The organism is Novosphingobium sp., from assembly GCF_024642085.1.
Taxonomy (GTDB): domain Bacteria; phylum Pseudomonadota; class Alphaproteobacteria; order Sphingomonadales; family Sphingomonadaceae; genus Novosphingobium.
This window is the reverse complement of the sequence record NZ_JAHEBV010000001.1, coordinates 31,084-49,120: the sequence shown is the minus strand read 5'-3', so window position 1 is coordinate 49,120 and position 18,037 is coordinate 31,084. Positions and strand designations below refer to the sequence as shown.

Annotated in this window: 19 protein-coding genes, 1 tRNA gene and 1 pseudogene; 7 read left to right on the top strand and 14 right to left on the bottom strand. The window is 63.5% G+C overall.

What is annotated here, in order from left to right; all coding sequences use genetic code 11:
- Positions 1 to 4: 4 nt before the first annotated feature.
- Complete coding sequence (locus Q0L62_RS00270; protein WP_296674742.1) at positions 5 to 943, bottom strand: cation diffusion facilitator family transporter; 939 nt, start codon at positions 941 to 943, stop codon at positions 5 to 7.
- A 163-nt stretch (positions 944 to 1,106) separates the two neighbouring features.
- Here Q0L62_RS00270 and Q0L62_RS00265 point away from each other — a divergent pair, with 163 nt between their 5' ends.
- Entirely contained in the window at positions 1,107 to 2,504 is a 1,398-nt protein-coding gene (locus Q0L62_RS00265; protein WP_296674740.1) for a serine hydrolase, read from the top strand.
- 1 nt (position 2,505) lies between these two features.
- Here Q0L62_RS00265 and Q0L62_RS00260 read toward each other — a convergent pair whose 3' ends face one another.
- Positions 2,506 to 3,480, bottom strand: a complete 975-nt coding sequence (locus tag Q0L62_RS00260; RefSeq protein ID WP_296674737.1) for a magnesium and cobalt transport protein CorA — start codon at positions 3,478 to 3,480, stop codon at positions 2,506 to 2,508.
- Between the two features lie 99 nt (positions 3,481 to 3,579).
- Here Q0L62_RS00260 and Q0L62_RS00255 point away from each other — a divergent pair, with 99 nt between their 5' ends.
- From Q0L62_RS00255 to Q0L62_RS00245, 3 genes are read left to right on the top strand one after another with little or no spacing between them, the layout of a single operon-like run.
- On the top strand, positions 3,580 to 5,070 hold the full coding sequence (locus Q0L62_RS00255; RefSeq protein WP_296674733.1) for an NAD(P)/FAD-dependent oxidoreductase: 1,491 nt from the start codon (positions 3,580 to 3,582) through the stop codon (positions 5,068 to 5,070).
- Between the two features lie 38 nt (positions 5,071 to 5,108).
- Positions 5,109 to 5,870: a molybdopterin-binding protein gene (locus tag Q0L62_RS00250; RefSeq protein WP_296674730.1), complete on the top strand. Its 762-nt coding sequence runs from the start codon at positions 5,109 to 5,111 to the stop codon at positions 5,868 to 5,870.
- A 10-nt stretch (positions 5,871 to 5,880) separates the two neighbouring features.
- Entirely contained in the window at positions 5,881 to 6,420 is a 540-nt protein-coding gene (locus Q0L62_RS00245; RefSeq protein ID WP_296674728.1) for a hypothetical protein, read from the top strand.
- A gap of 1 nt (position 6,421) precedes the next feature.
- Here the strand turns inward: Q0L62_RS00245 and Q0L62_RS00240 are convergent, their stop codons facing one another.
- The 3 genes from Q0L62_RS00240 to rplK form a co-directional block, all read right to left on the bottom strand.
- A complete protein-coding gene (locus Q0L62_RS00240) occupies positions 6,422 to 7,072 on the bottom strand; it encodes a hypothetical protein (protein ID WP_296674724.1) in 651 nt (216 codons plus the stop codon).
- A gap of 103 nt (positions 7,073 to 7,175) precedes the next feature.
- Positions 7,176 to 7,874 (bottom strand): 50S ribosomal protein L1, encoded by a 699-nt coding sequence (gene rplA, locus Q0L62_RS00235; protein ID WP_296674720.1) that lies wholly within the window; start codon positions 7,872 to 7,874, stop codon positions 7,176 to 7,178.
- Between the two features lie 4 nt (positions 7,875 to 7,878).
- On the bottom strand, positions 7,879 to 8,310 hold the full coding sequence (rplK, locus tag Q0L62_RS00230) for a 50S ribosomal protein L11 (protein WP_296674716.1): 432 nt from the start codon (positions 8,308 to 8,310) through the stop codon (positions 7,879 to 7,881).
- A gap of 225 nt (positions 8,311 to 8,535) precedes the next feature.
- On the opposite strand from rplK, the gene Q0L62_RS00225 reads away from it, so the two are divergent.
- Positions 8,536 to 9,579, top strand: coding sequence for a retroviral-like aspartic protease family protein (locus Q0L62_RS00225; RefSeq protein ID WP_296674712.1), 1,044 nt, complete (start codon positions 8,536 to 8,538; stop codon positions 9,577 to 9,579).
- A 59-nt stretch (positions 9,580 to 9,638) separates the two neighbouring features.
- Here the strand turns inward: Q0L62_RS00225 and Q0L62_RS00220 are convergent, their stop codons facing one another.
- The 5 genes from Q0L62_RS00220 to Q0L62_RS00200 all read right to left on the bottom strand — a co-directional run bounded on the left by Q0L62_RS00220 (position 9,639) and on the right by Q0L62_RS00200 (position 13,294).
- Entirely contained in the window at positions 9,639 to 10,715 is a 1,077-nt protein-coding gene (locus Q0L62_RS00220; protein WP_296674709.1) for an acyltransferase, read from the bottom strand.
- 64 nt (positions 10,716 to 10,779) lie between these two features.
- A complete protein-coding gene (gene nusG, locus Q0L62_RS00215; protein WP_296674705.1) occupies positions 10,780 to 11,316 on the bottom strand; it encodes a transcription termination/antitermination protein NusG in 537 nt (178 codons plus the stop codon).
- A gap of 24 nt (positions 11,317 to 11,340) precedes the next feature.
- Positions 11,341 to 11,535, bottom strand: a complete 195-nt coding sequence (secE, locus tag Q0L62_RS00210; RefSeq protein WP_296674701.1) for a preprotein translocase subunit SecE — start codon at positions 11,533 to 11,535, stop codon at positions 11,341 to 11,343.
- A gap of 138 nt (positions 11,536 to 11,673) precedes the next feature.
- Complete coding sequence (locus tag Q0L62_RS00205) at positions 11,674 to 13,182, bottom strand: hypothetical protein (RefSeq protein ID WP_296674697.1); 1,509 nt, start codon at positions 13,180 to 13,182, stop codon at positions 11,674 to 11,676.
- 36 nt (positions 13,183 to 13,218) lie between these two features.
- Positions 13,219 to 13,294: transfer RNA gene (locus tag Q0L62_RS00200), tRNA-Trp, on the bottom strand.
- A gap of 88 nt (positions 13,295 to 13,382) precedes the next feature.
- On the opposite strand from Q0L62_RS00200, the gene aat reads away from it, so the two are divergent.
- Complete coding sequence (aat, locus tag Q0L62_RS00195) at positions 13,383 to 14,171, top strand: leucyl/phenylalanyl-tRNA--protein transferase (protein ID WP_296675102.1); 789 nt, start codon at positions 13,383 to 13,385, stop codon at positions 14,169 to 14,171.
- 35 nt (positions 14,172 to 14,206) lie between these two features.
- On the opposite strand, the pseudogene Q0L62_RS00190 reads toward aat, so the two are convergent.
- The 4 genes and pseudogenes from Q0L62_RS00190 to Q0L62_RS00175 form a co-directional block, all read right to left on the bottom strand.
- Positions 14,207 to 14,479: pseudogene (locus Q0L62_RS00190) on the bottom strand (DUF2155 domain-containing protein); the annotation flags it as partial.
- Between the two features lie 140 nt (positions 14,480 to 14,619).
- A complete protein-coding gene (locus tag Q0L62_RS00185; RefSeq protein WP_296674694.1) occupies positions 14,620 to 15,033 on the bottom strand; it encodes an NADH:ubiquinone oxidoreductase subunit NDUFA12 in 414 nt (137 codons plus the stop codon).
- A gap of 50 nt (positions 15,034 to 15,083) precedes the next feature.
- Complete coding sequence (locus tag Q0L62_RS00180; RefSeq protein ID WP_296674691.1) at positions 15,084 to 15,563, bottom strand: DUF192 domain-containing protein; 480 nt, start codon at positions 15,561 to 15,563, stop codon at positions 15,084 to 15,086.
- On the bottom strand, positions 15,563 to 16,111 hold the full coding sequence (locus Q0L62_RS00175; RefSeq protein WP_296674687.1) for a regulatory protein RecX: 549 nt from the start codon (positions 16,109 to 16,111) through the stop codon (positions 15,563 to 15,565). Before Q0L62_RS00175 ends, Q0L62_RS00180 begins: the two co-directional genes overlap by 1 nt.
- A 153-nt stretch (positions 16,112 to 16,264) precedes the next feature.
- On the opposite strand from Q0L62_RS00175, the gene Q0L62_RS00170 reads away from it, so the two are divergent.
- Positions 16,265 to 18,025: a fatty acyl-AMP ligase gene (locus tag Q0L62_RS00170; RefSeq protein WP_296674685.1), complete on the top strand. Its 1,761-nt coding sequence runs from the start codon at positions 16,265 to 16,267 to the stop codon at positions 18,023 to 18,025.
- The last annotated feature ends 12 nt before the right edge of the window (positions 18,026 to 18,037 follow it).

Genomic DNA, 18,037 nt, shown 5'->3' with positions numbered 1-18,037 from the left:
CCGATCAGCCCGCCAGTTGCGGCGTATCGGACCCGCGATCAAACGGGCGGACATAGACCCGCGCGACGATCGGGAACCGGTGTGCCACCTCTGTCTCGATCGCGCAGACCGTACGTTCCACGTCGCGCGCGGTGATCGCATCGTCGAAGTTGGCGCTGATGATCACCGTGACCATGGTCGGCGATGAATGCAGGGTCATCACGTCGTAGACCGCCTCTATTTCGGCGTGGGACTGCGCACAATCACGGATCCCGGCGACCAGCTCGGGATCGGCCGCTTCGCCGATCAGCAGGCCTTTGGCCTCAAACAGCAGCACCAGCGCCAGCACGCCCAGCACAAGCCCGATAATCACCGAGGCAAGGCCGTCCCACATCGGGTTGCCGGTAACGAGGCTGAGCGCCAGACCCATCGCCGCCAGCACCAGCCCGACCATCGCGCCCGAGTTCTCCAGCAGGATAACCAGCGTGGTCGCGTCCTTGGTGTTGCGGATTTCCTGCCAGATCGTGCCGCGCCGCGCCGCGTTGAAATCGCGCAGCGCCGCCAGGGTCGACCAGCCTTCAAGGGCAAAGGCGATGCCCAGCACGGCAAAGGCGATCAACGGGCTGACCGCCGGTTCAGGATCAAGAATGTGCAGCACGCCTTCGTAGATCGATACCCCGGCGCCCAGCGCAAAGACCAGGATCGCGACGACAAAGCTCCAGAAATAGAGCTCGCGCCCATAGCCGAACGGATGCAGCGCATCGGGCGGCTTGCCCGCGCGCTTGCGCCCGTAAAGCAGCAGCAGCTGGTTGGTCGAATCGACCAGGCTGTGAACCCCTTCGGTCAGCATTGCCGATGACCCGGTCATCGCCGCGGCAACGAACTTGGCTGCCGCGATTCCGACATTGGCCGCCAGCGCGATGAAGATGGTGGTATTGCTGCCCTGTGCGGCCATTCTGGTCATGTCCTTCGCTTGCCTAGCGCAGCCTGGCGGTATGTGCCGTGCACCGAAACGGGCAAGCATCGGCCCGGCCCCTGCTGCTCGCCAGTAGAGTGGATCTAGCCGTTCGTCGATTGCGGCGAAAGGGCAGGGTTGATCGCCGCGCAGGCTGGTCTAGCGTGGCGCGATGCTTCGTCATGCTTTCGCGCTTGTCGCACTCACCCTGCCCCTGCCCGTTGTGGCCCAGGCGCTGACCCCCGCCGAACAGACCGCTATCGATCAGGCGGTTACCAGGACGCTGAAGGAAACGGGCGTGCCTTCAGCGCAGGTCGCCGTGGTGCGCGGCGGGCAGATCGTGCTCGACAAGGCATGGGGCAAGGCTTCGGAACGGATCCCGGTGGCGACTGAAAAACTGCCTTATCAGATCGCGTCGAATTCCAAGCAGTTCCTGGCCGCGCTGCTGCTGCTGCTAGAGGATGACGGCAAGTTGCGGCTTGATGATCCGGTGAGCAAATGGCTGCCCGCGGTATCCGGCGCCGATCGGATGACCGTGCGCCAGCTGCTGTCGCACACGTCGGGTTTGCAGGATTTCTGGCCGCAGGATTACCTGTTTTCCGACATGACGAGGCCAACCCTGCCGCAAGGGATCATTGACCGCTGGGCCAGCAAGCCGCTTGACTATCAGCCGGGCACACGGATGCAGTATTCCAACACCGGCTATGTCGTTGCGGGTCTGATCGCCGAGAAGGCCGGCGGCAAACCGCTGTGGCAGCAATTTGATGCGCGTCTGTTCAAACCACTGGGGATCAAGCCCTACAAGCTGGACGAAACCAACGGCGCCGCATTTCCCCAGGGCTATCACCGCGCGGCACTGGGGCCGGTCCGCGTAGCGACGCCGCCGGCGCGCGGCTGGCTGTGGGCCGCAGGCGAACTGTCGATGACCGCCGCCGAACTTGCCAGATGGGATGTGGCGCGGATGAACCGCAGCCTGCTTCCGCGTGAGGATTGGGAGGAAATGGAAACGCCGGTGCGGCTGGCAGACGGAACGGCCAGCGGCTATGGCCTGGGGGTATCGAAGCATCAGGTCAAAGGCCGCACCGTGATTGACCACGGCGGCGAATCGGTTGGTTTCCTGTCACAAAGCAGCACCTGGATTGATGACAAGGTGGCCGTGGTCGTGCTGACCAATGCCGACTTTGCCGGTGTCCCTGACACGCTGACCGACCAGATTGCCGACGTCGTGCTGCCCAAGGCAGTGCAGGCTGACATCGGCGAAGCTGCGCGCGATGAAGACATCCGCGCGACTCTGGCCGAACTGACTGCAAGCAAGCTTGATCCGGCGCGCTTCACCGCCAATGCCCGGTTCTATTTCACACCGCAGACCTTGGCGGACTATGCGCAAAGCCTGTCACCGCTTGGCGTTCCGCAGGAGGTAAAGGCGCTTGGCAAACCCCGGCTGCGCGGCGGCTTCGTCAATCGCAATTTTGCACTGAATTATAAGGACGGACAGAAACTGGTCCTGATCACCTATGCCGAACCCGGCGAAAAGGGTCGGTGGGAACAGTTCATCGTGATGCCGCGCTAAACTACAGCCAGCCGATCCGCCGGAAGCGCAGCCACAATGCGCCGCAGATGGTCAGGATCACGGCCCAGACTGCGGGATAGCCCCACTTGCTGTGCAGTTCGGGCATATAATCGAAGTTCATGCCATAGATCCCGGCAATCGCAGTGGGCACGGCCAGCAGCGCAGCCCATGCGGCCAGCTGGCGGGTCATGTCACCCTGGCGGTGCTGTTCAAGCAGGCTTGCGGTTTCGACCACGCTGGCCAGCGTTTCGCGCAAGGCATCCGTCCGGCTCAAAGTACGGCGGACATGGTCGAGCACGTCGCGAAACCATATCCGCGCGCCGGGATCGACCACCGGCAGCTCGGTCGTGGCCAGCCGCTCGCACACCTCCTGCATCGGGCCGATTATCCGCGAAAAGCGGCGGAACTGGCGGCGCAGACGGAAGATGCGGCGAATGGTCGACGGGGCGGGAAACCGGAAAATCGCCTGCTCTTCCATCGCCACCACAGCTTCTTCCAGCTTTTCCAGCACCGGCTGATAGCCATCGACAATGAAATCAAGGATGGCGTGGGCGACATAGTCCGGTCCTTCGGCCAGCCGGTCACAGTCCCCTTCCAGCCGTTCGCGCAGCTGATCGTGGCTGCGGGTTGAACCCAGCCGCACCGAAACCAGAAAATCGCGGCCCAGAAAGATCGCCGTTTGCCCATAGTCCAGATTATCGCCTTCGGGCATGGCCACGGTCCGGGCGACGATGAACAGCTGCTGCCCATAGATTTCCACTTTGGGCATTTGCGTGGGGGAAAGCGCATCTTCCACCGCCAGAGGATGCAGGCCAAACTGGCGGCGCACCGTGTCCATTTCCTGAGCAGAAGGATCGCACAGCCCGGTCCAGTCAAAAACGTGCGGCGGCAGGGTATCGCGCGCCGCGCCGTCCAGCGGCGGACTGACTGGCGATGGCTTGCCATGTTCGTAGCGGCGTGAGGCGATGATCGGCATTGCAGCGGAGTGCCAAAGAGGCAAGGCGCTGGCAATCCCGCATCGGCTCTGTTAAGTGGCCGATTAAGACTGAAACGCAGTCAAGGAGAGAGCCGCGCCATGAACGCCGTAACCCAGATCGACGAAGTTCTGGATATGCTGATTGTCGGTGCGGGCCTGTCCGGCATCGGCATGGCGGTTCATCTGACCCGTGATTGCCCGGGTAAAAGCTTTGCAATAGTCGACCGGCGCGACAACTATGGCGGGACCTGGGACCTGTTCCGCTATCCCGGCATCCGTTCGGACAGCGACATGCACACGCTGGGCTTCGTGTTCGAACCGTGGACCCATGAAAAGTCGATTGCCGACGGGCCTTCGATCCTTTCCTACCTCGACAAGATCATCGACAAATACGGCCTGCGGTCCAGGCTGCGCATGGGGCAGACCGTGATCAGCGCCGATTGGGACAGCGGCGAAGGCTTGTGGACCGTCGTAACTGACAGTGCAGGCGCCGGACAGGCCCGGATCAAATGCCGCTTTCTGTTCCTGGGATCGGGTTACTACGATTACGATAGCCCCTATGACGCGCAGTTCCCCGGGCGTGACACATTCAAGGGTACCATCATCCACCCGCAATTCTGGCCCGAAGATCTTGGCTATGCCGGCAAAAAGGTGGTGGTGATCGGATCGGGGGCAACGGCTGTCACCATCGTACCGGCCATGGCGCAGGGCGGTGCGGGCCATGTCACCATGCTGCAGCGCACGCCGACCTGGATGGCGACCCGCCCTGCCAAGGACGGCCTGGCCAACGCCCTGCGCAAGGTTCTGCCCGAAAAGGCGGCATACAGCCTGACCCGGGCCAAAAACATCTTCATGCAGGATCTGGTGTTCAAACGCGCCCGGACCGCGCCCGAAAAGGTCAAGGATTTCCTGACCACGCAGATCAAGCAGCACCTGGGCGACAATTACACGGCTGAAGACTATCTGCCGCCCTACAATCCGTGGGAGCAGCGCCTGTGCCTGGTTCCCGACGCGGACTTTTTCGAAGCGGTCAATGCCGGCAAGGCAGCCATCGTCACCGATCACATCGACCGTTTCGATGAAACCGGCATTTTGCTCAAATCGGGCAAGCATCTGGACGCCGACATCATCGTCACCGCAACCGGTCTGACCATGACCTTTGCCGGCAAGATCGCGGTCAGCGTCGATGGCGAGCCGGTCGATTTCGGCAAGAAGTTCTTTTACCGCAACTGCATGTTTTCCAACGTGCCCAACATGGCGGGCGTGTTCGGGTATCTGAACGCCAGCTGGACCCTGCGGGTCGACATCGTCGCGCAGTACATCACCCGTCTGCTGAAACAGCTGGATGCTTTCAAGATGCAGGTGGCCGTGCCGGTGCTGGAAGCAGGGCACGAACCGGACGAGGATGACATCTTCGATTTCTCCTCCGGATACATCCAGCGCGGCAAGCATCTTATGCCGCGCAATGCTGCAAGCCTGCCGTGGCGGCTCAACCAGGATTACCGGCGTGACCGCAAGGACATGCGCCAGGCCCCGATCGATGACGGGGTGATGCAATTCCGCCGCGTGCGCGAGAAGGTGCCCGGCTGACCTTGCCCCGAGCCGCGCGCCCGCCTAACGCTGAGGACATGACCGACACCACCCGCATCTGGACCGCCGCGCTGCTGGTCATCGGCGATGAAATCCTGTCCGGCCGCACCCAGGACAAGAACGTCGCCCAGGTTGCCACATGGCTTAACGTCCAGGGCATCCGCCTGGCCGAAGTACGCGTGGTCGGCGATGATCAGGGCGCAATTGTCGAGGCGGTGAACGCGCTGCGGGCGCGCAATGATTACCTGTTCACCACCGGCGGGATCGGCCCGACGCACGATGACATCACCGTCGATGCGATTGCCGCTGCCCTGGGCGTCGAAGTCGAAATCCATCCCGGCGCGCGCGCCATTCTGGAACGCTATTACGAGACCCGCGGCGGGCTGAACGAAGGACGGCTGCGCATGGCCCGCGTGCCAGCCGGGGCCGATCTGATCCCCAACCGGATGTCGGGCGCACCGGGCATTCGCGTCGGCAACGTGTTCCTGATGGCCGGCGTCCCGTCGATCACGGCGGGCATGCTTGATGCGCTCACCGGCACGCTGGAAGGCGGCCTTCCGGTATTGAGCGAGACGATCGGATCTTGGGTCATGGAAAGCGAGATCGCCGATCTGCTGCGCGTAACCGAACAGGCCCACGAAGGCAGCGCCATCGGCTCTTACCCGTTTTTCCGCGAAGGCCGCACCGGCGCCAACTTTGTCATCCGTGCGGTCGATCCCGCGGTACTGGCCGAATGCGCCGAAGCCTTGCTGACCGGCATCAGGGCGATGGGCCGCGAGGCTTTTCCGGGTGGGATTTAGGGCTGCTGCGATGACCACCATGGCAGCGGCAACACTGCTGTCCGCCTGCGCCGCCGACCCTGCACAAACCGCCGCGCTGGAACGCACGCTGGCCGCCAGCCCCAGTGCCACCCGTGCGCTGGAGAAGTGGTGCGCCGCGCGGGGCATTGCAGACCATCCGGTCGTGCTTGCCCGGCGCCTCAAGGGGGAAGCTGGCCCGGAACCAGCCGACCTGCGCCGCCGACTGGCGGTCAGCGCCGATGCCCCGCTGGGCTACCGCCATGTCGAACTGCTGTGCGGAGATCGGGTTTTGTCGGTCGCTCACAACTGGTATCGCCGCGAGCTTCTGACAGCGCAGATGAACACCGTGCTGGACACCAGCGACACGCCGTTCGGCAAAGTCGCCGGCCCGCTGGGTTTCACCCGCGAAACCATCGACAGCCGCCGCGGCGAGGAACCGGGCTGCCCGCCCGGCACCGTCTTGTCGCAGATTGCCCTGCTGCGCCTGCCAGGCGGCCAGCCGCTGGCCCTCGTCACCGAATGCTACACCCGCGCGGCAATCGCCCGGTAGGTTAACCGGGTTTCAGTTCGGCAAAGCTGCGCCACAGCAGCAGGCTGGCGAGCGGAAAGGACACGCCCCACAGGCTACCCGCCCAGATCAGCCAGGGAAAGGTCATCTGCAGGGCCAGTGCGGGGGTTAACAGACCCGTCAGCCACAACCACAGGCGCGCCCTGCCAAGCGCGGCATGCCCGTGCACCGCCCACCCGGCCAGCGCCGCCGATGCGCACATCAGGCTGTAACCATAAAGGTCGATGGCAAACAGGAATGACCTGTACGGCACGAACAGCAACAGTTCGATCCCGGTGACTGCGCCGCCGGCAAGGCGCGGCGCAACAAAGGTGATCTGGACGAAATAGACCAGCCCCGTTAGCGCGGCATACATCGAGCCCAGCGCCAGAGCGGCAAGGGCCACCCCTTTCGCGCCGCGCGGAACGGCCGCCGCTATTGCTGCAAGGGTTGCGACCCAGGCCGGACCAAGAATCAGCGATGGCAGCAGCAGCACCATGATCCCCAGCGGGGTACTTTGCGCGCCCGGGCCACCGGCCGAACCCAGCCAGCCCAGCCATTCGCCCAGTTGCGCGATGGTATAGGCGGCGCTGCACAGCGCACTTGCACCTGCGCCCCACAGGCCAAGCGTGCGGGTCTGGATCGAAACGGCCATGACCGGCTCTCCGACTGTTCAACCGGAAATGCAGTCTAGGCCAAAGCAAACGGGCCGGAAAGCCTGTGCTTCCCGGCCCGCAAGAGCTTTATGCAGGGCTGGATCAGCCGCCGTGGATTTCGCCCACGTCAACCTTGATGCCCGGACCCATCGACGAAGACAGGCCGATCTTGCGCAGGTACTTGCCCTTGGCGCCGGCCGGCTTGGCCTTGACCACGGCATCCACGAATGCGTCGAAGTTGGCACGCAGCGCCTCGTTCGAGAACGACAGCTTGCCGATCCCGCCGTGGATGATCCCGGCCTTTTCGACGCGGTATTCAACCTGGCCGCCCTTGGCCGCCTTGACGGCTTCGGCCACGTTGGGGGTAACGGTGCCCAGCTTGGGGTTGGGCATCAGGCCCTTGGGGCCCAGCACCTTGCCCAGGCGGCCGACGATACCCATCATGTCGGGCGTCGCGATGACCCGGCCATAGTCCAGGTTGCCGTTCTGCATGTCTTCCAGCAGGTCTTCGGCGCCAACCTTGTCCGCTCCGGCGGCCAGTGCCTTTTCGGCGTTGTCACCGCGCGCAAAGACCGCAACCTTGACGTCCTTGCCGGTGCCTGAAGGCAGCACGACCATGCCGCGGACCATCTGGTCGGCGTGGCGCGGATCGACGCCCAGGTTCATCGCGACTTCCAGGCTCTCGTCGAACTTGGTTGTCTTGAGGTCCTTGAGCAGCTGGATGGCTTCATCGACGCCGTACAGTTTCTGGTTGTCACCCAGCTTTTCGGCCAGCGACTTCTGCTTCTTGGTCTGTGCCATGTCCTTAGCCCTCCACCACGTCGAGGCCCATCGAACGGGCAGAGCCTTCGATGATCTTGGTTGCCTGTTCGATATCGTTCGCGTTCAGATCCTTGAACTTGGTCTGGGCGATTTCAGCCAGCGCCGAACGCTTGATCGTTCCGGCCGAAACCTTGCCCGGCTCTTTCGAGCCTGACTTGAGGTTAGCGGCCTTCTTGATCAGAAAGCTGGCTGGCGGCGTCTTGGTGACGAAGGTGAAGCTGCGATCGGCATAGACCGTGATGATGGTCGGGATCGGCATCGACGCTTCGAGTTCCTGCGTGGCGGCGTTGAACGCCTTGCAGAACTCCATGATGTTCACGCCGCGCTGGCCCAGGGCCGGACCGATCGGCGGGGACGGAGTGGCCTTGCCTGCAGGAACCTGCAGCTTGATATAGCCTTCGATTTTCTTGGCCACGGTGGGCCTCCTTTCTTCCTGTTGGCCGCGGCGCTGTTTCAGCCGCGATCCGCAGAGTGAGCGGTCAAGCAAAGCGCCCGAAAGCGCTTCTCCCGCACGGAATCACCCGGGCAAGCCCAGGCGAAGGCGCGCGGTTAGGCGAAAGTCGGAGCGAATGCAACTTTCATCGACTGGCGTTGGCGCCTTCCCGGCAATTGGTTTAATCCCCGTTGCGGGAGGATCGCGATGAAGACCCTGGCCAAAGGCCCGACCGGAATCGCCCTGGCGGGTATCATGATAATTGCCGCAACCGCCGCAATGGCGGAAAATCCGCAAAAGCCGCGCAGCCGCATGCCGCCGCTTACACCGGCGGTAATTGACGATACGCTGGTGATCGACGGAAAGGAAATCGACGCGCGCAAGCTGCGGTCCCGCCTGACGGTCGATGTCGGCGTGAATGGCACCGGGCCCTACCGCTTCGTCGTCGACAGCGGTGCAGATACGTCGGTTATCGGCCGGCGGCTGGCAAATGCACTGGCGCTGCGCGAAGGTCGCCCCGTTCTGCTCAACGCAATTACGGAAACGCGCACGGTCAACCGCGTTCTGGTGAATGCCCTTCAGGTCGGACCAAACCAGTTTCGCGACATGGAACTTCCCCGGCTGGAAGAACGCTTCATCGGCGCAAATGGCATGATCGGGCTGGATGCTCTGGTCGATCAGCGCCTGATGCTGGATTTCGAACGCCGCCGCATCGCGGTTGAGGATGCCAGTCGCCCGGCACCGAAGTGGGATGGCGAAATCGTGGTGACCGCCAAGCTCAAGAAGGGCCAGCTGATCCTGACCCACGTGCGTTCCAAGGACCTGTCACTCGACGCGGTTGTCGATACCGGATCGGAAGTCACCATCGGCAATTCGGCGCTGCGGGCACGGATCGCCAAGCGCAAGAACGCCAGGATCATCAAGGCTGAGATCACCGGAGTAACCGGCAAGGTCGAGGAGGTCGATCTGGTCTATGTCGAGGAACTGAAGATCGGCACGATCACATTACGCAATGTCCCGATCGCGTTTGCCGATGTTCCGCCGTTTGAAGTGTTCGAACTTGAAAAGAAGCCCGCTCTGCTGCTCGGCACCGACCTGATGGAGAACTTTCGCCGGGTCAGCCTCGATTTTCGTGCGCGAAAAGTGCGCTTTCAATTGCGCAATTGCCGACCCGAAGGGGTCTATGTTTCCTACGAACAGCCGACCATCCTGATCAGCGAACGTGCCGACTCCGGCGTCTGCAAGCGCTGAGGCAAACGGCTATCGCGTGACATCAGCCCGCAGAGCAGCACCGTACCCGTTCAGCCAGGTCAGGCCGGACGGGGAACGGCCGCGCTTTGGCGGCGGCGCCATAATCCGCGGACCGCATTGCGGGCAGGCAGTTCGAAACGGCGATAGACCAGATCGGCGGCGGCCAGCGTCGCTGCGGCCAGACCCAAATGGCCGGCGGCGATCATCCATCCGCTGTCGCCGAGGCCACCGGTGCTGAACGCCACGAAATCGATCATCGGGATATGCAGCAGATAGACGGCATAGGACCGGTCCCCCAGCCAGGTCAGCGGCCGTGCCGACAGCAGCGGCAGACGCAGGCCGATCAGCAGCAGCGCCGGCCAGGCCAGCAGCGTCAGCGGCAGCACCGGCCCGAACGGCCCGGTCATGCTGAGCCACAGGCCCGCCATCATGCCTGCCGCCAATGCAGCAAGGGGAATGCGGGCCAAGTGTTCGCGCCCGCGCCACAGCAGCTGGCCGCCAAAAAAGCCCAGCAGCCCGCGCGCACCCACGCTGGCAGTGGTCAGTTCTGCCGAGGCGCCGAAAACCGCGATTCCCGTCAGCCCGATCAGGCATGCCGCAGCCGTGATCAGCGCCAGGGTTTTTGCCCCGCGCGCTGCGGCCAGCGCAAACACCGCATAGCACAGCATTTCCACGGACAGCGACCAGGTTGGCCCGTCGAACGTATGACCGACCGGGGCAACCAGTGCCTGGGCAAATACCAGATGCGCGGCCAAAGCCGCGACTGTGTTGTCCGGTTCGGACCCGAACAGACAAGCGCAGACCAGTAGCAGCGCCAGATGCAACGGATAGAGTCGGGCGATCCGCGCGATCCAGAACGCACCCTGCCCATCGCGTGACGCAAGGTCTGCGCCGCGCAGGTAAACATGGGCAAAGACATAGCCCGACAACACGAAAAACAGGTCTACCGCCGTCCACCCCAGGGTCTGAAGCCAGCTGATGACCGGCCCGCCCCAGCCTGGCGCAAATGTTCCCGGGGCAAACAGATACTGCGCGTGAAACCCGAAGGCGACCACGCAGGCTGCAACCCCGCGCAGGGCATCAAGCCCCGCCAGGCGTTCGCCGGTTGCAGGTTGTGCGGAAACAATCCCCGTCATGGCGGGGCTTGTAACCGTGCAGCGTTAGGATGGGGTAAATCCGCGCCCGCGAACGGACGCTTCGCTACTTAGACAGTTCGACGTGTTCGAAGTCCAGCTCGACCGGCGTGGCGCGGCCGAAGATCGAAACCGAAACCTTGACCCGGTTCTTGTCGAAGTCGAGTTCTTCCACGATTCCGGTGAACGAATTGAACGGGCCGTCCAGCACCTTGACCGAATCGCCGATTTCGTAATCGACGCTGATGTGCTTCTTGGGTTCGGCGGCAGCGGCATCGCGGGCGCCGAAATAGCGCGCAGCTTCGCGGTCGGAAATTGGTTGCGGCTTGCTGTTGTTGCCCAGGAACCCGGTCACTTTGGGGGTGTTCTTGACCAGGTGATAGACATCGTCGTTCATCGTCATCTTGGCCAGGACATAGCCGGGCATGGTCTTGCGTTCGACCTGGACCTTCTTGCCGCGCTTCACCTCGGTCACGGTTTCATGCGGCACTTCGACCGCTTCGACCAGAGCTTCAAGGCCCATGCGCTCAGCTTCGGCGAGGATCGATTCGCGAACCTTGTTCTCGAAGCCGGAATAGGCGTGGATGATGTACCAGCGGGCCATGATGTTACCTTGCTAAATCCCGTATCAGGCGAGCGACAGCAGCCATTGGACCGCTTTGCCGAACAATGTGTCGATGCCCAGGAAAAACAGCGCCAGGATGACCATCATGACCCCGACGAAGATCGCGGTGGTCACGGTTTCCTGACGGCTGGGCCACACCACTTTGCGAGCTTCCGTCTGGACCTGACGCATGAATTCGCCGGGAGAGATCTTGGCCATGGCTGTCTAGTCTTTGCTGCCTGAACGGTTGAAACCAAATTGCCTGCCGGCCTTTCGGGTACAGGGCCGCTCCCGGCGGCTGCAGGCAGCGCGTCCGGGTGAACCCTGTGTTCCCGATGTCGGAAGACACCGCCGCACTTAGCTACCGGATTTGCGTTTTGCAAGCCGTGCCAGCAGCGTGTGGCGGTCCGCCTCGATCACCTTGGCCCGCAGCGGCAGCTTGTCGGGCCGGTTAACCCCGACATACCAGAACCAGTCGGCATACTTGGCCGGATCATAACTCAGCAGGTTTATCGTCGCTCCGGCGCGGTGATACAGCCGGTGGTACGGATCGCGGAAATAAGGGCCGCCCTCGTTGATGGTCATCATGTGGACCATCGGCAGGGCAAAATTGCAGTTTACCAGTGCATCGCGGCGGACCAGCGCATAGCCGCAGATATGCTCCTGCGGATTATAGGGCCAATCACGCCGTTCGGTAATGACCACGGTGGCCAGTTTTGCCCCCATTGGCAGGCGGTCAATCGTTTCCAGGAGATGCGCGGTTTCGCGCGAGTTGCGCTGCCAGTTTTCGGTGGTCAGCCCCAGCCGCCCCAGAAACAGCAGCGACGCGGCCAGCATGACCCAGCGCGGCGCGCGCCAGGACAGCGCCAGGCAGCCGACCATCAGCCCGGTCGAAACCATCCGCGCATCGACCAGATCGCCGGCAAAGATATGGCGCGGCAAGGCAAAGGAACTGAGCAGCAGGATCACTGTGCCCCAGCCCAGCCGCGGATCGATCCGCCGCAGCCACGCCGCCAGGGCCAGGACGCCCAGCACAAGGGCCAGGCTGGCGTAATCAAGCCATTGGACTACATCGCGCATAGCCTGGCGCCAGATCGCCCATTTGTAGACCGCGACCGATTCGCCGTAGCCATAAGAAGCCAGCCCCTTGGTTCCCGCGCCGAACACCAGCGCCAGCAGCGGAAAGGCCAGCGGCCAGGGCGCAAGGCAGGCGCGCCAGCTTTTGTCGCGGCTCCATTCATAGCCGAACACCATCAGGCCCAGTGCCCCCCAGCCCGATACATGGCACACCCAAACCACGAAGCCGGCCGGTACCATTACCGCGGGGCGCCATCGCTTGCCCTCCAGCAGGACCCACAGCGCGAACACAAACAGCGCGGCGACCAGCGACAACCCGAAGTTGAGGAAACCGAGCAGCAGCGCGGGCGACCAAATAAAGGCCATGGCCAGCACCGCGCCCACCCCGATCCGGCGTCGCAGCGCCCATTCGACCGCGACGATGCCCAGCCCGGTCAACGGCGGGATCAGCGCAACGATGATCCGCCCGGCAGTTTCCAGCGGAAAGTAATGCGCCAGCGGCCGGATCAGCAGATCGGCGCCCAGATTGCCCATCCAGCGCCATTTGAAGCCGTAGTATTGCTGCAGGAACGGCGAAGAATCGCGTTCCAGCATGATGTGGAAGCGGGCCAGATGGGCCGGATAATCGACCATCTGGGGATAGGCTGCGACCAGCACCGGGACGATTGACACCAGCGCCAGGAGCAGGCCCAAAACCAGGCTTTCGCGCTCGCCAGGCTCCGCCTTCAACCAGGCGGCAGGCCGGGGCCCGCGCAGGCCGGATGGCTCAATTGGAGGCTCGGCTGACATTGCGGGCAAGACCAATCGGCGGCGAAACGGAAAAACTGGCAGGAGTGGAGGGACTCGAACCCACGGCCCTCGGTTTTGGAGACCGATGCTCTACCAACTGAGCTACACTCCTGCAGGCGCCGGTGCCCTTAGACGGGCACTACGCGGAAGACAAGCGCCATGACAGCCGCATCGCTTTCGTGCAACAGTTGCCGCACACCATGCACGCCCCTGCCTTGCCCCCACCGATCGACCCGGACCTGCTGATGCTGGCCTATCGCAGCGGCATATTTCCGATGGCCGACACCCGCGGCGATCACGAAGTCTTCTGGGTCGAGCCGCGCCGCCGCGCAATCCTGCCGCTGGACGGTTTTCATTGTTCGCATTCGCTGACCAGGGTGCTGCGCCGCGGCACGTTCGAGGTCACCTGCAACGCGGCCTTCCCGGCGGTGATCGAGGCCTGTGCCGGACCGCGCCGGGATGGCGGCGATACGTGGATTTCAGACCGGATCGAACGCAGCTACGTCACGCTGCACGAGGAAGGCCACGCCCACTCGATCGAATGCTGGCGTGCCGGGGATGTGGGCGGCAAACTGGTCGGCGGGCTCTACGGGGTGGGATTTGACCGGGTGTTCTGCGGCGAATCGATGTTCAGCCGGATGCCCGATGCATCCAAAGTCGCTCTGGCCTGGCTGGTGGCGGCACTGCGCCGTGCCGGGTGCGTGCTGCTTGATTGCCAGTTCATGACCCCGCACCTGGCCACGATGGGGGCGCTGGAAATCGACGAAGCAGATTATCTGGAACGGCTGCGCGCTGCTCAGGTATCAAGTTCGGGACCGGGCGGGGGCGAAGGCGCTGCGGATGGCGCAGCGCTGGGTTTGGCAGCAGGCGCTGAACCCGGTTTGCCGCTGGCGCTGCCCGCTGGCTTTGCCGCGCTGCTGGACGATGCGGCCGGACTGTCCTCCTCTCCCGGGAACTTCATCGCGCAATCCTTCACCCAGACATCGTAGACCGGGTGTTCGACCACGTTGAGGCTGGGCGAGTTCTTGTAGAGCCAGCCTGAAAACACCGTGCGCCAGGCCAATGGCTTGTCGGCAGCGGCGCGTTCCTCGACAAACACCTGGACAAAAGCGCCGGTTTCAGCCGGACTTTCCCACGGCAGGGTACGCTCGCAACTGGCCAGCTTGACCACCACGTTGCCCACGCGGCGCGCTTCGCCGGGTTTCAGCGTCAGATCCTGTTCCAGGTTGTTGCGCTTGTTGAGCAGGCCCAGCGTGGCAACGCGGTCCTTGACCGGGGTGCCGTATTCGCTTTCCACCACCGGCGCGCCCGAAGCCTGTGCGACAACATCCTTGGGCACTTCGGTGGCTACCGCTTCCGCCTCGTCACCGCTCTTGGTGCAGGCCGTCAGAGCCAGAGCCGACAGCAGGGATAGGGCCAGCGCCCGCCTCACCCGCGTCAGCCCTCGGGCGACCAGGCTTCGTAATCGCCGGTGGCAGCCGCGCGCTTGCCGCCGCGTTCCAGCGCACCGGCCGGGCGATAGGCGCCCAAAGTACCGGTGGCGTTGGGAGTATATTCGGACTCCCAGATGCGCGCTGGCGGCAGGTTCGATTCGGGGATCCCGGCCAGGCTGCCATGCAGCCAGCCGTGCCATTCCGCCGGTACGTTGCTGGCATCATTGGCGCCGGCATAGATTACCCAGCGCCGTTCCTTTCCGGCAAAGGGATGCCCCTTGGGATAAGCCTTTTTCGCGCGAAAATAGGCATTGCCGAACACGTCCGTGCCGACCTTCTCGCCGGTCATGGCTGAATTGAACGCGGTGCCCACGGTCGCGCCGTTCCACCAGGTGAAAATCTTGCCAAGCAAACCCATGCGCCGCGCCTAGCGGAACTGGGGCATGGTGGGCAAGGGGATAGGACGCATCACCACGCTGCCATGTCCCCCGGGCCGATGCCCAGTTCCTTTGATCGGCCCGCAGCCAGTTCCAGCACGCCCTTGACCGTACCGGCACTGGGCAGCGGGGTTTCGTCATAGGGTTTGGCGTCCGCGATGTTCAGGATGCGGCCGTCGGTGCCGATGTAGATGATGTCGAGCGGGATCACCGTGTTCTTCATCCAGAAGCTGGCGTTACGCGGCGGGTCCATCGGGAAGATCATCCCTTCGTCCGGGCCCAGTTCGGTACGGAACATCAGGCCGCGCGCCTGTTCCTGCGTTGATGCGGCAACCTCGACCCGGAAGCTGTGCGCTTTGCCGTTATGAGTGATAGTCAGCGGGATTACCGCAAGTCCGGATACCGGATGCACCCCGGCCGGGGTCTGGGTCGATTGGGGGGCAGCATCGCCGGAACTGGGCGAACAGGCTGCAAGAGCAAGGCACAGGGCGGCAAAAACGGTGTGGCGCATCAATAGTCCTCGTTGAAATCGGCCCATTCCTCGGCCGCCTCGATGGTGGCGGCATCGACCAGAAAGCGCGCGCTGTCCAGCGGGTGCCCGGCCCGCAGCAGCGCGCCGATCTGCTTTTCGCGCGCCGCCCGGTCTGCCGGCGCCGCGCCATAGGGGCCAAGCCGCCGCTTGCGGGCCAGCGCCAGCGCGGCCTGGCGCTGATCGGCTGCGCCGGCGCGCACGTCTTCGCGCACCTCCTCGGCGATCCCGGCAGCGTGCAGCGCCTGGCCGATCCGCCGCTGGCCGTACCCGCGGCGCAGCAGACTGCCGGTCCGCGCCTTGGCAAAGGCGGTATCGTCGACATAGCCCAGATCGACATAGCGGGCGACCGTTGCGGCGACTGGTGCGGGGCCTTCCCCATCCCAGCCGCGTTCGCGCAGCTTGCGCTTGAGATAGCCTTCCAGCTTGGCCGCGCTGGTCGCAAAGCGGGCAACATAGGCCAGCGCCAGTTCTTCCAGCCGGGGCTGATCGAGCGGCTTTGGCAGCCGCCGTTCGCCTTTGTTGTTCATCCGTGCGTGCGCCATCGGCCTTATTCGTGCCACACATTACGGCAAATGGGGAGACCAGTCTGCGGGCGTATGAGGCGCCCGCGCCACTTTGCACAGGCCGCAGGTAACGTCGCAAAGCGGCGCATCCTGTTGGTTAAAAACGGGTTTTCGCGCATGAATGATGCCGCCACGCTGGTGACGGGCACCCTTGGTACATTGGTGCCGACGCCGAACGAAGACGACCTTCCCCGCCGATTTTCCGATTTTGCCACTTTTGGCGAAGCGCTGGACTATGCTGCGAAAGGGCGCCGCGGTCTGAACTTTCACGATCCGCGCGGAAATCTGGCCCGGGTATATCGTTACAGCGAACTGCGCGACGATGCGCTGGTCATGGCCCGCCGGCTGATCGCCCACGGCGTGAAAAAGGATGACCGGATTGCCCTGGTTGCCGAAACCGGGCCAGAGTTTGCGGCGCTGTTCTGCGGCGCGATTTATGCCGGTGCCTGGCCCGTGCCGTTGCCGCTGCCGACCAGCTTTGGCGGCAAGGAAAGCTATATCGACCAGCTGGCCGTGCAATTGGCCAGCAGCGATCCGCTGGTCCTGTTCTATCCCGAAGAAATCGCCGAAATGGCCAGTGCAGCGGCGGCCCGGCAAGGTTGCCAAGGTATCGCCTGGCAGCAGTTTGCCGCTCAGCCCGCCCCTGATTGCGACCTGCCGCAGGCAAGCCCGGACGATATCTGCTATTTGCAGTATTCCAGCGGATCGACCCGCTTTCCGCACGGCGTTGCGGTCACCCACGCTTCGCTGCTCAACAACCTGTCGGGCCATGCCCACGGGATGAAGTTTCAGGAAAGCGACCGCTGCATCAGCTGGCTGCCGTGGTATCACGACATGGGCCTGGTCGGCTGCTTTCTTTCGCTGATCGCCAACCAGGTTTCGGCCGATTACATCAAGACCGAGGATTTTGCCCGCCGTCCGCTGGCCTGGCTTGACATGATCAGCCGCAATCCGGGCACTTCGTGCAGCTATTCGCCGACCTTTGGATATGACATCTGCGCCCGGCGCATTTCCAGCCAGAGCCATGTGGCCGAGCGGTTTGACCTGTCGCGCTGGCGGATTGCCGGCAACGGCGCCGACATGATCCGCCCCGACGTGATGCAGGGCTTCGTCAACGCCTTTGCCGAAGCCGGGTTCAAGGCCAGCGCCTTCCTGCCCAGCTATGGCCTGGCGGAAGCGACGCTGGCGGTTACCATCATGCCGCCGGGCGAAGGCATCCGCGTCGAACTGGTCGAGGAAGAACGTTTATCGGGAACGCCGCGCGATCTCAGCCGCCCGGCCCGTTACCGCGCGATTGTCAACTGCGGCAAGGCGGTCAAGGACATGGCCATCGAAATCCGCGGCGAAAAGGGCGCGGCCCTGCCCGATCACCATATCGGCAAAGTCTGGTGCAAGGGCCCCAGTGTAATGCACAGCTATTTCCGCGATCCGGAATCGACCGCGGCGTGCATGGTCGATGGCTGGCTGGATACCGGCGACATGGGCTATCTGGTCGATGGCTACCTGTTCATCGTCGGCCGGGCCAAGGACATGATCATCATCAATGGCAAGAACCACTGGCCGCAGGACATCGAATGGGCAGTGGAACAGCTGCCCGGCTTTCACCAGGGCGATATCGCCGCATTCTCGGTCGAAAACGACAGCGGTGAAGAAGTGCCCGCCGTGCTGGTCCATTGCCGCGTCTCCGATCCGGCCGAACGCCAGCGCCTGCACGACCAGATCCGCGACAAGGTCCGTTCGATCACCGGCATGAACTGCGTGATCGAATTGGTCCCGCCGCGCACCTTGCCGCGCACCAGTTCAGGCAAACTCAGCCGCGCCAAGGCCAAGAAGCTGTACCTGTCAGGTGAAATAGAGCCGTTCAAGCTGGCCGCATAACCCCGAAAACCC